The 14,713-nt window shown below is 39.0% G+C and carries 14 protein-coding genes; 9 read left to right on the top strand and 5 right to left on the bottom strand.

Going from position 1 to position 14,713, the window contains the following annotated elements:
* Positions 1 to 145: 145 nt before the first annotated feature.
* The 5 genes from pdhA (at position 146) to KO529_RS01340 (ending at position 5,343) form a co-directional block, all read left to right on the top strand.
* Positions 146 to 1,144 carry a pyruvate dehydrogenase (acetyl-transferring) E1 component subunit alpha gene (gene pdhA / locus KO529_RS01360; RefSeq protein ID WP_215946132.1) on the top strand — a complete coding sequence of 333 codons (999 nt, stop codon included), beginning with the start codon at positions 146 to 148 and terminating at the stop codon, positions 1,142 to 1,144.
* Positions 1,145 to 1,148: 4 nt separating this feature from the next.
* Positions 1,149 to 2,792 (top strand): pyruvate dehydrogenase complex dihydrolipoamide acetyltransferase, encoded by a 1,644-nt coding sequence (locus tag KO529_RS01355; RefSeq protein WP_215946131.1) that lies wholly within the window; start codon positions 1,149 to 1,151, stop codon positions 2,790 to 2,792.
* 185 nt (positions 2,793 to 2,977) lie between these two features.
* Positions 2,978 to 4,009: a M28 family metallopeptidase gene (locus KO529_RS01350; protein ID WP_215946130.1), complete on the top strand. Its 1,032-nt coding sequence runs from the start codon at positions 2,978 to 2,980 to the stop codon at positions 4,007 to 4,009.
* A complete protein-coding gene (locus KO529_RS01345; RefSeq protein ID WP_215946129.1) occupies positions 4,009 to 4,689 on the top strand; it encodes an SDR family NAD(P)-dependent oxidoreductase in 681 nt (226 codons plus the stop codon). Before KO529_RS01350 ends, KO529_RS01345 begins: the two co-directional genes overlap by 1 nt.
* 12 nt (positions 4,690 to 4,701) lie before the next feature.
* Positions 4,702 to 5,343, top strand: coding sequence for an HAD family hydrolase (locus tag KO529_RS01340; RefSeq protein WP_215946128.1), 642 nt, complete (start codon positions 4,702 to 4,704; stop codon positions 5,341 to 5,343).
* Here KO529_RS01340 and KO529_RS01335 read toward each other — a convergent pair.
* Entirely contained in the window at positions 5,338 to 6,408 is a 1,071-nt protein-coding gene (locus KO529_RS01335) for an AI-2E family transporter (protein ID WP_215946127.1), read from the bottom strand. The two genes, KO529_RS01340 and KO529_RS01335, sit on opposite strands and share 6 nt — an antisense overlap.
* A gap of 191 nt (positions 6,409 to 6,599) precedes the next feature.
* On the opposite strand from KO529_RS01335, the gene KO529_RS01330 reads away from it, so the two are divergent.
* The 3 genes from KO529_RS01330 to KO529_RS01320 are packed head-to-tail and all read left to right on the top strand — an operon-like array spanning position 6,600 to position 9,756.
* Positions 6,600 to 7,202: a SprT-like domain-containing protein gene (locus KO529_RS01330; protein ID WP_215946126.1), complete on the top strand. Its 603-nt coding sequence runs from the start codon at positions 6,600 to 6,602 to the stop codon at positions 7,200 to 7,202.
* Between the two features lie 11 nt (positions 7,203 to 7,213).
* Entirely contained in the window at positions 7,214 to 8,293 is a 1,080-nt protein-coding gene (locus KO529_RS01325) for a mannose-1-phosphate guanylyltransferase (protein WP_215946125.1), read from the top strand.
* 2 nt (positions 8,294 to 8,295) lie between these two features.
* Positions 8,296 to 9,756 (top strand): DUF389 domain-containing protein, encoded by a 1,461-nt coding sequence (locus tag KO529_RS01320; protein WP_215946124.1) that lies wholly within the window; start codon positions 8,296 to 8,298, stop codon positions 9,754 to 9,756.
* Here KO529_RS01320 and KO529_RS01315 read toward each other — a convergent pair.
* Entirely contained in the window at positions 9,753 to 10,520 is a 768-nt protein-coding gene (locus KO529_RS01315; RefSeq protein WP_215946123.1) for an ABC transporter ATP-binding protein, read from the bottom strand. The genes KO529_RS01320 and KO529_RS01315 overlap by 4 nt on opposite strands.
* The gene (locus KO529_RS01310; RefSeq protein ID WP_215946122.1) at positions 10,520 to 11,257 is read right to left on the bottom strand and encodes an MlaE family ABC transporter permease; all 738 of its coding nucleotides are present in this window, start codon (positions 11,255 to 11,257) and stop codon (positions 10,520 to 10,522) included. Before KO529_RS01310 ends, KO529_RS01315 begins: the two co-directional genes overlap by 1 nt.
* A gap of 115 nt (positions 11,258 to 11,372) precedes the next feature.
* Here KO529_RS01310 and pafA point away from each other — a divergent pair, with 115 nt between their 5' ends.
* The gene (gene pafA, locus KO529_RS01305) at positions 11,373 to 13,076 is read left to right on the top strand and encodes an alkaline phosphatase PafA (RefSeq protein ID WP_215946121.1); all 1,704 of its coding nucleotides are present in this window, start codon (positions 11,373 to 11,375) and stop codon (positions 13,074 to 13,076) included.
* Positions 13,077 to 13,116: 40 nt separating this feature from the next.
* Here pafA and KO529_RS01300 read toward each other — a convergent pair whose 3' ends face one another.
* A complete protein-coding gene (locus KO529_RS01300) occupies positions 13,117 to 13,971 on the bottom strand; it encodes a glycosyltransferase family 2 protein (RefSeq protein ID WP_215946120.1) in 855 nt (284 codons plus the stop codon).
* A gap of 135 nt (positions 13,972 to 14,106) precedes the next feature.
* A complete protein-coding gene (locus tag KO529_RS01295) occupies positions 14,107 to 14,649 on the bottom strand; it encodes a class I SAM-dependent methyltransferase (protein ID WP_215946119.1) in 543 nt (180 codons plus the stop codon).
* Positions 14,650 to 14,713 lie beyond the last annotated feature (64 nt).

Raw genomic sequence — 14,713 nt, 5'->3', positions numbered from 1 at the left:
TCCCTATTTTGTTTTATATAATCGCTTTACGCGAAGCTTTTGATTTAAATTTTTTTCCTATTGATTTATATATGTATTTTTGTTTTCCGTTTTTGACTTAAACTTGTTTTTGATCAAAGCGAATTATTACATAAATTATCAATTAATGGAAAAAATAACCAAAGAGGTCTACCTTAAGTGGTATGAGGACATGTTGTTCTGGAGAAAGTTTGAAGATAAACTTGCTGCAGTCTATATTCAACAAAAAGTTCGTGGATTTTTACATCTTTACAATGGACAGGAAGCGGTTCTTGCAGGGGCATTGCATGCAATGGACCTTAGCAAGGATAGAATGATTACTGCTTATAGGAATCACGTTCAGCCAATAGGTATGGGAGTCGATCCCAGAAAAGTTATGGCGGAACTCTATGGTAAAGTTACGGGAACTTCCAAAGGAATGGGGGGATCCATGCATATTTTTTCCAAAGAGCATCGTTTTTATGGCGGCCATGGTATAGTCGGTGGTCAAATTCCATTAGGTGCTGGATTGGCTTTTGCTGATAAGTATTTTAAAAGGGATGCTGTAACCCTTTGTTATATGGGAGATGGGGCAGTAAGACAGGGGTCTCTCCATGAAAGTTTTAACTTGGCAATGCTTTGGCAATTGCCAGTTGTTTTTGTTTGCGAAAACAATGGTTATGCCATGGGAACATCGGTGGCCAGAACCTCACATTCAACGGAAATTTGGAAATTGGGATTGGGATATGAAATGCCATGTGGGCCAGTAGATGGAATGGATCCGGTAACAGTTGCCAAGGAAATGAGCAAGGCTATTGAGCGTGCCAGGTCCGGAGGAGGTCCTACTTTTTTGGAAATGAAGACCTATAGGTACAGAGGGCACTCCATGTCTGATGCCCAGCATTATAGGACTAAGGAGGAGGTAGAAGAGTACAAGAAAATTGATCCTATATCCCAAGTATTGGCTACTATAAAGGAAAACAAATATGCCAGCGATGCCCAGATAAAGGAGATAGATGCTCGGGTTAAAAAGTTGGTTTCGGAGTGTGAAAAATTTGCGGAGGAATCGGATTATCCGCCTCTAAATCAATTATATGATATGGTATACGATCAAGAGGACTATCCATTTGTAAAACATAAAATATAAGTAAATGGCAGAAGTAATAAATATGCCAAGACTTAGCGATACCATGGAAGAGGGGACCGTTGCTAAGTGGCTAAAGCAAGTAGGTGACAAGATTGAAGAAGGTGATATTTTAGCGGAAATCGAAACCGATAAAGCTACAATGGAGTTCGAATCTTTCAATGAGGGAACTTTATTATATATTGGTATTAAAGAAGGTGATACGGCTCCTGTGGATTCACTTTTGGCCATAATTGGTGAAAAAGGGGAAGATGTCTCTGGGCTGATCAATAGTGCATCTTCAGATGCCAAAGAGGAAAAAGAAGCAGAGGCTGAAGCCAAGAAGGAGGAGAAGAAGGAAGCGTCCGAAGCTTCAGGTGCTACTATCCCTGATGGGGTAGAGATTGTAAAGATGCCTCGCCTTAGTGATACAATGGAAGAAGGTACCGTGGCAACCTGGTTGAAAAAAGTTGGGGATGAGGTTGAAGAAGGGGATATCCTTGCAGAAATTGAGACCGATAAGGCCACCATGGAGTTTGAATCTTTTTATTCCGGTACCCTTTTATATGTAGGAATCAATGAAGGTGAAACAGCACCGGTAGATTCTGTGCTTGCTGTTATAGGTCCAAAAGGAACAGATGTTGAAGCTGTGTTGAGTGCTGGATCAGGTTCTGCTTCTGAAGAAGAAAGTGCTCCTGAAGAAACTAAGAAGGCCGAAACTTCTTCCAGTAACGGTCAGGAATCAGCGCCTATTACTGCCAATGATGGCCAAAGAATTTTTGCATCCCCATTGGCCAAGAAAATTGCCCAGGATAAGGGAATAAATCTACAGGATGTTAAAGGCAGTGGTGATCAAGGAAGAATTATAAAGAAAGATATAGAGGAATATCAACCAAAACAAAAAGCTGCCGAGAAAGCACTTCCTGCCCAGGAAAAGGCTTCCTCTCCACAAGCTGCTGTTGCGGCCCCAATTAATTTGCCGGTAGGGCAAGAGGGGACTGAGGAAGTGAAAAATTCTCAAATGCGCAAGGTTATAGCCAAACGTTTGGGAGAATCGAAGTTTTCCGCGCCACATTACTATTTGACCATAGAGGTTGATATGGATTATGCTAAGGTTTCAAGAGAGCAGATCAATGGCTTGCCGGACACCAAGGTTTCCTTTAATGATATGGTGGTTAAGGCTTGTGCTATGGCATTAAAAAAGCACCCACAGGTAAATACCTCATGGAACAATGAGACTACCAGATATAATCATCACATTCATATCGGCGTTGCCGTTGCCGTTGATGAAGGCCTTTTGGTTCCTGTATTAAAATTTGCGGATCAAATGACACTTACCCAAATAGGGGCTTCAGTGAAGGATTTGGCTGGAAAGGCAAGAAATAAGAAAATTAGTCCAGCGGAAATGGAGGGCAGTACTTTTACCGTCTCCAATCTTGGAATGTTTGGAATTTCTGAATTTACCTCTATTATTAACCAGCCTAATTCTGCAATACTGTCTGTAGGTGCCATCGTCCAAAAACCAGTGGTTAAAAATGGTCAGATCGTGGTTGGTAATACCATGAAAGTAACATTGGCCTGCGACCACCGAACAGTGGATGGAGCTACGGGAGCACAATTTTTACAAACACTTAGGGCGTATCTGGAGAATCCGGTTACCATGTTGGCTTAAATTGAATATTTTTAACAATTATATAAAAAGCATCCTGATTTTCAGGATGCTTTTTTAACTTTAAGTCCTGTCTGGTTGTTGATAGTTATATGAATTGTACTAACAGATTCATGTTGCATCTTGGCCTTTGTATAAAATTGGTGAATAAAATACAATTCGTTTATATGACAAATAAAAATCAATTTATGAAAAACATTATAGGTCTTGCCATATTATCTATTGCCTTAGGCTGTGGTGCCGCTAAAATAGATGAGTCGGTTGGTTTGGCAAAAGGGACCAATGGTTCTGGTGCAGTTGCCAATGATGTGGAGGTAGTTCATGGTAGCGAGGGAGTTTCTTCGGTAATTTCTGATTTTTCCACAGAAAAAAGGGTTGGGGGCATAATTTCCTATTTGGCGTCGGATGACCTGAAGGGTCGAGAAACTGGTAGTGAAGGAATAGAAATGGCTGCGGAATATATAGAAACAATTTTTAAGAGTAATGGGGTTGATCCCTACTTTAAAAGTTACAGGGATACGTTGAGCAATTTTGAAAAACCGGCATACAATTTAGTTGGCTATATTGAAGGCACGGACGAACACTTAAAGAACGAATTTGTAATAATCGGTGCCCATTATGACCATATAGGTTCTGCTGATCCGGTGGCCGGTGATAATATTGCCAATGGTGCCAATGATAATGCCTCCGGTACAACCGCGGTCTTGGAGTTTGCCCGTTATTTTGGTAAATTTAAAAATAATAAACGGAGTGTAATTTTTGCTCTGTTCAGTGGTGAGGAAAAGGGTCTGTTGGGGTCGAAACACTTGGCCAAAAAGCTAAAAGACCGAAATTTGGACCTCTATACCATGCTGAATTTTGAAATGGTGGGAGTCCCTTTGGTAGGGAAGGACTATTTTATGTATGTAACGGGATATGAGGAATCCAATTTAGCGGATATTTGCAATACCTATGCTCAAGAAAAATTGGTTGGATTTCTTCCCACGGCAAAGGAATACAATCTGTTTAAAAGATCGGATAATTATCCCTTTCATTTAGAGTTTGGGGTTCCTTCCCAAACCTTTTGTACCTTCGATTTTACCAATTTCGACCACTACCACAAGGTAGGCGATGAGGTTGCCATAATGGATTTTGAACATATGGCCCTATTGGTAAATAAAACCCTTCCTGTTTTGGAAGATATTATTAATGCCCCGGTGGGGGAGATAGAATACAAGTAATGGCGAATATTGTAATTACGGGAAGTAGCAGGGGGATTGGCTTTCAATTGGCACAGTTATTTGCTAATGAAGGACATAAAGTCTTGGCCCTTTCTAGAAATAACGCCCCTATTGCCGCACTAAATCATCCGAATATATCCAGTTTTTCATTTGATTTGGCCAATGAGTCCAATTACGCCCAATTGGACGAATTCATAGAAAATAACTGGAAACAGGTTGATGCCCTTATAAACAATGCAGGTAAATTGCTGAACAAACCTTTTTTGGAAACTTCTATGGAGGCATTTGAAGAGGTTTATAAAGTGAATGTTTTTGGAGTTGCCAATATCACCAAAAGAATAATTCCCTTAATGCCCAAAACCGGTCATGTGGTGACTATTAGTTCTATGGGAGGTGTTCAGGGCAGTATGAAATTTGCAGGATTATCTGCTTATAGTTCCAGTAAAGGTGCTGTAATTACCATGACAGAATTGTGGGCAGAGGAATTTAAGGAAACGGGGCCATCATTTAATGTATTGGCCTTAGGGGCCGTACAGACCGAAATGTTGGAGGAAGCTTTTCCAGGATATAAGGCACCTACAACCGCTTTGGAAATGGCCACATATATCAAGGACTTTGCGCTTACAGGCCATAAACTGTACAATGGAAAATTGTTACAGGTGTCCAACTCAACACCTTAATTTTTAAAGCCAATGAAAGAATACAAGTGTGTTATTTTCGACTGTGATGGGGTGTTGGTAGACAGTGAGGTGCTGGGCAATCAGGTATTCGTGGATATGGCCAATGAACATGGTGCTGGGATAGATATTTCCTATGCCATGCAACATTTTAAAGGAGGGTTTTTAAATGATAGTATTAAACAGGTAGAGGCGATTATACAAAAGCAATTGCCCTTGGGATTTGAAAAAGAATATCGCCAAAGGTCCTACGAACTGTTTTCTACCCATCTGAAACCGGTAGAGGGTGTTGAACAGGTCTTGAGAAAATTAACAGTGCCCTATTGTGTTGCATCAAGCGGGCCACAGGAAAAAATTAAAAGGAATTTGGCAACGGCAGGCCTGTCCTCATTCTTTGAAAACAATATCTATAGTTGTTATGATATTGGAAAATGGAAACCCGACCCTGCTATTTACCTCTACGCCTCAAAATCCATGGGTTATTCTCCAAACGAATGCTTGGTGATAGAAGATTCCTTTAAGGGGGCTAAGGCGGCCACCTCAGGGGGATTCGATGTTTATGGTTATACCCTGTTAAACGAGGACCCTGATTTTGAAAATGAAGTTACCAAAACCTTTGAGCAAATGAAAGAGTTGATTTCCTTGCTTAAATTATAACCAACTACCTTTCTTTTTGGGGTTAGGTTTTAAAGGTTGGTTTCCTGAAATTAAACTTGCTATTACTTTCGTTTGTGGGAACTGCTCCAAAATAATCTTGATAAAAACAGTGATTGGTATTGCCATGATCAATCCAGGTACCCCCCAAATATATCCCCATAACATCAACATTACCAATACGGTAATTATGTTAATGGAAAAAGATTTTCCCATGAATATGGGCTCCAGTATTGATCCGAACAAAACCTGTACCCCGGTTATGGACAGAACAAAGAACAAGAGTGTACTTGTGGGCTCCAATTCTACAAATGCAAATAGCGCCAATAACACTACGGAAATAATGGAGCCAACCATTTGTACAAAATTTATGGCAAAGGCGAACAGTCCCCAGAAAATTGGAAAGCTTACATCAAAGAACACGCAGGCCAACCCAATTCCGATTCCTGTAAAAAGGCTTACCAGAAATTTGACCTTTATAAATTTAATAAGGTCTTTTTCAACTTTTACAAACGTTTTAACCGAGGTGTGCTTTTGTTTTAGAATGGTATTGTTCATTAATTTTTGAACGTTTATTGATTCTGCCAACCAAAGCACAACGAAAAACACCGTCATTAATATCATGGTGACCGTATTGCCAATAAAATCTAGGGTCGACCCAAAGTTCTTCATCATACTTTCTTTGGGGATAAAATTGTTAATGATGTTTTCCTCTTTGGAATAGGGAATTCCAAGATAATCTTCCATGCCTAATAATAGGGCTTCCAATTTGGTCTCCGCCTTTTGGAAAAAAGCATTGTCTGCAGATAGTATTTCCTTGCTGGTAAGTTGTATTAGCTCTCCCCCAATTTTTAAGGCCCCAATGAAAATCAGTATAACAATAAAAATACTGATAGGCTTGGATACATTCTTTTTATTGAGCCAGCGCATAATGGGTAGGAACAATAAAGCTATGAACATAGAGAAAATAAGGGGAATAAAGATAAACGATAGAAGTTTTAGTAAGTAAAACACTAAGGGGATTACTATAATAAGCAATAACTTATTGGTGGTTCTTAACTCGTTCATAATTATAATAATAGTTTGTATTTCGCTCCGTGCAACGGGAATGCAAAGTTAGTGGAAAGAAGTTGTCTTTGGTCGTTAATAAAAGTGTAAATATTCTCGTGTAAACATTTTTTTTGGTTTCGTTAATTGTATTTTGGATAAAATTTAGACTTAAGGCTATATGGAATCTTAAAATTTCTAATTTTGTTACTATGCAGGACACCTTGAAAAAGTATCTTCCAGAAAGGGCGGTAAGTTTAAGTTTGGAACTTATAAAGGAAAATGGTGTACACCTTAAAATTGTAGATCAACGGGTTACCCGTCATGGTGATTATAGGAGGATGCCCAACGGATCCCATCAAATTACTGTGAACGCCACTTTAAATAAATATCGATTCTTGATCACTTTGGTTCATGAAATAGCTCATTTGGTTGCTTTCGAAAAATATGGACGTAAAATAAAACCTCACGGATTGGAGTGGAAAAGAACATTTCAATATCTGATGTTGCCATTTTTAAGGCCGGAGGTTTTTCCAACCAATCTTTTGCCCATGCTGGCCAGACATTTTAGAAATCCGAAGGCGAGCAGTGATACAGATGCCGGCCTCTCCTTGGCCCTAAAGCAATTTGATGAACAGGATAGTGAAAAATCCTATATTTTTGAATTGCCACATGGCAGTGTTTTCAGGATATATAATGGAAAATTATTTCAAAAAAAGAATAAAAGGGTAAAGCGATACGAATGTATCGAAGTAGCTACGGGTAAGGTCTATCTGTTTCAGCCCAATGCCGAAGTGGAATTAATAAAAGATTAAAGGAAAGCACTATGAATAAAAATTATTATGCTGTTTTGATGGCAGGTGGAGTAGGGTCCAGATTTTGGCCAATAAGTACAACTGCGTATCCAAAGCAGTTTCATGATATGTTGGGTACAGGGGATACCTTGATACAGAAGACCTTTAAAAGGCTGGCTAAGTTTGTACCGGTTGAAAATATTTTGATCTTGACCAATGAAAGATATAACGAACTGGTCTTGGAGCAATTGCCGAAGGTTAAGCAGGAGCAAGTTGTTTTGGAGCCGGCCATGCGCAATACTGCTCCATGTATATTGTATGCGGCCTTAAAAATACAGAAGAAGAACCCGGATGCAGTTATGATAGTTGCCCCCAGTGATCATTGGATAGAGGATGAGGAAGCATTTGCAAAGGATGTTATAACCTGCTTTGATAAGTGCGAAAAGGAAAATGTTCTATGTACCTTGGGTATCAAGCCTACTTTTCCCAATACCGGTTTTGGATATATAGAATTTGAAAAGAAAGATGTGGAACCATTGAAGACTGTTAATCAGTTTAGAGAAAAACCTGATTATGAAACGGCCAAGGATTTCATAAAACAAGGAAATTTTTTGTGGAATGCCGGTATTTTTATGTGGAGTGTAAAAACTATAGTAGATGCTTTTAAAAAATATCAACCAGAACAATACAATTTATTTCTGAGTGGATTAGTATACTATAATACCGATCAGGAAAGGGCGTTCATAAATGAAAATTACCCCAAGGCAGAGAATGTTTCCATAGACTATGCCATCTTGGAACCGTCCAGTAATATTTTTGTTTTACCGGCCACTTTTGATTGGAACGATCTTGGTACCTGGGGTTCTTTGTACGATAAATTGGACAAGGACGATAACCAGAACGCTTTGGTGAATTGTCGGGTTTTAGCCGAGGATTCCCAAGGGAATATGATTCGTTCCCCAAAAGGAAAAATTATCGTTATTGATGGATTAAAAGACTATATTGTAGTAGACAAAGAGGAGGTTTTGCTTATATATCCCAAATCTAAGGAACAGGATATTAAAAAGGTACTTGCAAAAATCAAAGATAAATTTGGAGATCAGCTTGCTTAATTATGGAGGAAAATTTAAATAAAGACCAGAAACAGGAATTCCCTGAAGGTAGTAGGCAGGACATAAAGAGAGATTTTAGAGGTCTTTTGGAAGGTGTTAAAGTATTTCTGGCCGATCTTTTGGATATACGTAAGAATACGGATCAGGAGGCTACAAAAGAATCCATTGTTGCGGATATTCCTTTTAAAGGCCATACTTCTTGGATTTTAATATGCTCTATTTTTATAGCATCGGTAGGTCTTAATGCCAATTCTACAGCGGTTGTTATCGGTGCCATGTTAATTTCACCTTTAATGGGACCTATTTTGGGTATGGGACTATCCTTGGCAATCAATGATATAGATACCTTGAGGCGATCGCTCAAGAATTTTGCGGTTATGGTTGCCTTAAGTGTTATTACGGCCTTTTTATTCTTTTATTTATTCCCCTTAAGGGATGAATCATCGGAGTTGTTGGCAAGGACCGCTCCAGACATTAGGGATGTGCTTATTGCCTTTTTTGGTGGATTGGCATTGGTGATTGCCCGTGCAAAAAAAGGGACCATAGCCAGCGTTATTTATGGTGTAGCCATTGCAACAGCCTTGATGCCTCCTTTATGTACGGTTGGTTTTGGTTTGGCCATTGGTAATTTCAGCTATGCCACCGGTGCCATGTACCTTTTTACGATAAATACTATTTTTATTGCGCTGGCCACGTTTTTGGTTATAAAATTATTGCGTTTTCCCATGGTGCGGTATGCCAATTCACAAAGAAGAAGGTTTATTGCCCGAATGGCATCCATAGTGGCTATTTTGGTCATGATTCCTGCTGGATTTACTTTCTATGATGTGTTTCAAGAGTCCTTGTTTAAAAAGGAGGCCAAGCAATTTGTGACCAACAATATTGTGCCTTATGAATTACCGGGAGAAGGCCGTTATTTGGAGAATTTAACAGATATACAATACAATCACGGGGTTGATGGATTTATTGAATTGGTGTTTATGGGTAACGAAACCATCCCGGACAATGTTATTGCAACTTGGAATACGCAAAAAAATACCTTCGACAAGCTTAAAAATGTGGAATTAAAAATTGTACAGGGATCTAAAAACCAAGAGTTGGATCAAATGAGGTATGTCAGCGAACTGTATGAGTCCAAAAAGGCGGAATTACTTAGTAAGGAACAGCAGATTCAGGTTTTAAAAGAAGAGGTCGGAAAAATGAGTAAGATAGTTGAGCAGCAGATTCCTTTTCAGGAAATTAGTGCCGAAGCCAAGACCAATTATGAGAATTTGACCAGCTTGGGCTTTTCGTATACCATTACAACGGATTTTAATAAACTGGATACTATCCCTGTGTTTAATGTACAGTGGAAAAAGGGAGTGCCCGCCCAGCAAATAAAAACCGATTCCCAGAAACTAACGGATTGGTTGCGACTAAGGCTAAAGAATTCGAAGATTCAAGTCAGGGAAGAACAGAGTTAATTCCGCTCTTCTATATACATCTGTCTCACCTTTTTAAATAATTCCGAGGAATAGACGAAGTCGGTTACCGCTTCGTTTTCAGTTTTAAAAATTTCTTTATTACTGCCTTCCCATTCCTTTAGGCCATTTTTTAGGAAAATTATCTTCTCGCCAATTTCCATAACCGAATTCATGTCATGGGTATTGATTACGGTTGTAATATCGTATTCCTGGGTGATTTCATGGATAAGGTTGTCTATAAGGATGGCTGTTTTGGGATCTAATCCTGAATTGGGTTCATCACAAAATAAGTATTTTGGATTCATTACAATGGCTCTGGCAATGGCCACCCGCTTTTGCATCCCTCCCGATATTTCCGATGGAAATTTATTATGGGCATCAACAAGGTTTACTCGTTTAAGTACAAAATCTACACGATCCTGCATTTCCGATTTCGATTGTTTGGTGAACATGCCCAAGGGAAACATTACATTGCCCTGTACGGTCATGGAATCGAACAGGGCGCTACCCTGAAATACCATTCCCATTTCCTGTCTTAAGTTGCGTTGTTCGCTTGCGGATAGTTCGGAATATATTTTTCCGTCATAGCTAATGGTGCCTTCATCAGGAGTAAAGAGACCCAAAAGACATTTTAAAAATACCGTTTTTCCGGAACCACTTTGCCCTATTATAAGGTTGGTCTTGCCTTTTTCAAAATTGGAACTAATGCCTTTTAAAACATGGCTTTCCCCGAAAGATTTATGTATATTGTCTACTTCTATCATTAGCCCAAAAGTAATTGTGTTAAGATGTAATTTACAATAATGATCACAACACTTGTCCACACAAAGGCTGTGGTACTAGCCTTGCCAACTTCCAACGCCCCCCCTTTCATGTAGTATCCGTGAAAGGATGGTATGGTGGCAATAATCAGAGCAAAAACTATCGATTTTACAAAGGAATATGTGATATGAAACGGTATGAAGTCCAATTGCAGGCCTTCAACGAAGTCAGCACTGGAGCTAAATCCTCCAAAAACACCGGCTGTCCAACCTCCAAAGATACCCACATACATCGCTATTGCTATCACAAATGGATAAAACAACATGGCTATTATTTTCGGGAAAACAAGATAGTTCAAAGAATTGACCCCCATGATCTCCAGGGCATCAATTTGTTCCGTTACCCTCATAGTACCAATACTGGATGTGATATAGGAACCCACTTTACCGGCCATAATTATAGAGGTGAAAGTTGGGGCAAATTCAAGTATTACCGATTGCCTGGTGGCAAACCCAATAAGATTTCGAGGTATAAGTGGGTTGGTAATGTTTAGGGCGGTCTGTATGGAAACTACACCTCCGATGAAAAAGGAAATGAAAATAATAATACCCATGGAACCATAAACCAGTTCGTCTATTTCCTTTAATATTAGGGTCTTCATAATGGACCATTTGGTGGGTTTTTTGAAAACCTCCCTGATCATTATAAAATAACTGCCTATTGATGCTATATAATTCATTCAATGTAAAATATTGCTTAGGAATGTAAAAATAACAATATTAAGAATCATTTAACTTCCAATTAAAATTTAAAGGTTTTATTTCTATATTTTTGTTTTTTTAAAAACAAGAAGAATGCGAAATAAGAGTCTGCTGCTATTGGTGTTAGCGCTTGTAATAGGATTTAATCCTGTTAAGGTAAATGCCCAGAGAAAATCCAAAAAAAATAAGGTAGAAGCCATCTCCATTGCTGAGAATGCTACGGATCGGAATATTGCTACCACCCCTAAATTGGTCGTGGGTATTGTGGTAGATCAAATGAGGTACGATTATTTGACGCGTTTTTGGAATCAATATGGGGATGGCGGATTTAAGCGATTGGTGAATGATGGGTTTAATTGTAAAAACAATCATTTTAATTATGCACCAACAGTTACTGGTGCCGGACATGCCTCTGTTTATACGGGGACAACGCCGTCTATACACGGTATAATTGCAAATGATTGGTATGATAAATACGCGGATGAAAGTGTTTACTGCGCAGGAGACCCTAATTATAATTCTGTTGGAACGTCTTCAGATGCCGGAAAAATGTCCCCACACAGGGTTCAAACTACAACCATTACGGACCAAGTGAGGTTGCACACCCAAATGCGCGGTAAGGTAATTGCTGTTGCGATTAAGGACAGAGGTGCCGTTCTGCCTGGAGGGCATACTGCCAACGCCGCATATTGGTTTGATGGCGGGTCCGCAGGTAATTGGATTACGAGCTCTTATTATATGGACAAATTGCCTAATTGGGTAAGTGAATTTAATGCACAAAAAAGTGTGGATAAATATAAAAAACCTTGGACGACCCTTAAGGACATCAATAGCTATCTGGAAAGTGGTGAGGATAACAATAGTTACGAAGGGCTCTTTGAAGGTCAGTCTACTCCAACCTTTCCTCACGATTTAGTTGGTTTGTGGGATAATAATGGTAAATATAGTATTTTAAAAAGTACTCCGTATGGGAATAGTTTAACCACTGATTTTGCTTTGGAGGCTGTGGATAAAGAGGCGCTTGGAACGGATAGTTATACAGACTTCCTGGCAATTAGTTTCTCAAGTACGGATTATGTGGGGCATAAATGGGGGGTAAACTCGAAGGAGGTAGAGGATACCTATCTGCGTTTGGACCAAGATTTAAAACGTCTTTTTGAAACTTTGGATAAAAAAGTGGGAACTGGGGAATATACTGTTTTTCTAACCGCTGATCATGCAGCTATTAATGTTCCGGCTTTTTTAAGGGATCTGAAACTTCCTGGTAGTGTTGTGGAATCAAAAAAATTGGACGATCGGCTTACTGAATATTTGAAATATACCTATGGAACTACAGATATTGTGAAGAAGAATTCCAATAATCAGTTGTTTTTGGATTATAGGGTAATCAAGAGTTTGGATTTGGATGTTGATGATGTTGAAGAAGATTTGGCTTTAGAGTTAATCCAGTATGATGGTATATATAAGGTGTTTACGGCCAATCAGATGTGGCAGAATCAATATACCAGCGGAATTCCTTATATCGTACAGAACGGATTTAATCAAAAACGTTCAGGTGATGTACTTTTTGTTTTCGATCCAGGAAGTGGAAAATATGGCAATACAGGTTCAACGCATGGGTCGCCATGGAATTACGACACTCATGCCCCCTTATTATTTTATGGTAAAGGCATTAAGAAAGGGAGTACGGTAAATAGAACTGAAATCCCGGACATAGCTCCAACAATAGCTGCCTTAATGGGAATGAACGCTCCTTCAGGTACTACAGGAGAGCCAATTGAAGAGGTGATAGAATAATAGTAAGTTTTATTGTAAAAATTAAAAAGCCAAACTTTTCTTATTGGAAGAGTTTGGCTTTTATTTTTCTCCATCGCAATTGGCGAATAAACTGACCCTCCGCGGGACTTACCAGAAAATCTATTTTTTCTTTTCTGGCCAGAAAATACCCTTGAAGATTATCTGAAAACGCTCTTGGCTTTTTTTGTTTCAAAGCCATTTTTATGGAGGCAATAAACGTAATCAGTAACCCGTATCTCATGGTGAACATGGCCTTTCCTTGAAGTAATTTGGCTTTATTATTATATGCATTTCCTAAAGGCCGTAAGTGTTTAACTTGTAAGTTACTATCGGTATAGATATTAAAACCATTGTATTGGGCAAGTAACTCGTCCACGGTGTCCCATCCCATGGCAGTTTTAAGTCCGCCAATGGAATTAAAACACCTCTTGCTGTAAGCTTTAAAAGCACCACGTACATGGTCCTTGTCCATTGGGTGATTTAATTTCCATTCCCCGTTTTTGTCCTGTTCATAAGCAAAACCACCTGCTACCCCAATTTTTGCATCTGTTGAAAATATCTTGGCTACTTTTTCAAAATAGGACTCGGGAAGGATTATATCGGCATCTAACTTCACTATAAAGTCATAGTCGTCATCCAATTGCTCCAAGCCTTTATTAAAGGCATTAATAACTTTGCTACCGGGCAAATGGGCAGTGGAAGACTTTGCATTGATCTTTGAGATATAATTATGTTTGGCAGTGAAGCTGTCTATTATTTCTTCTGTATTGTCCGATGAATTATCATTTACTACAACAACTCTTTTTGGAGGCATGGTTTGTATAACCACGGATTGCAGGGCCTCCATTAAGTATTGGCCTTCGTTGTGTGCTGGAATGATAATGTAGTAGTTCACCGTTAAAATTTTATTTGATTTATTGGTAGGGCCGGTCTGCTTTCTATCTTAGGTAATCCATGTGTAAACATTTCAATTGGTATTCCCTATTTGGAATTACGGTATATCTATTAGATGGTTTTTACTTGCTGGTCTTTAAAGAACTGGTTTATTGCTGTTTTTTCTTTCGGCATAAACAATGTAATATCTGGGGGTAAAACTACGGAGCAGTGGTCTTATCCCAATTTTTTTCACGGGATTGGTCCATTTTGCCCGATCCTTAATTTCCCATCCCGCCTTTTCCAGTAACCAATCAAACTGCCAGTCTTCAAACTCGTGATAGTGTCTGTCCCAAGGGTCTGTCTTGCTTTTGTAGGCCGATGAAAACCATAATCTTAAAGGGATACTGGCTACCAATTTATCGGTTTTGATTTGGCTGAGAATATTGAATGGGGCCAAAAGATGTTCAAAGATTTCAAAGGCAGTGGCAACATCGGCCTTGGTGGTCAAGGCAGCGGAAAAATCGAGGTCTAAATCCTCACCTGTTGTATTCTCCACTTGGTAACCATTTTCTTTCATAATCTTGGAAAAGGGATTTTCAACCCCAAGATCTAAAATAGATTGATCGGTAGACACATGTTTTTGTAGAAATTCCAGAGTATGTTTAAAACGTTTGTTCGGGAAGGTTCTTTCGTACATCGGCGGTAATCTGGTTTGTTGTTAAGATGTTTTTTACGGTTTAATAAGGAATTATCCAAAAACC

This window comes from Arenibacter algicola, from assembly GCF_018860365.1.
GTDB classification, from domain to species: domain Bacteria; phylum Bacteroidota; class Bacteroidia; order Flavobacteriales; family Flavobacteriaceae; genus Arenibacter; species Arenibacter algicola_B.
This window is presented reverse-complemented; position numbering and strand designations above follow the sequence as displayed.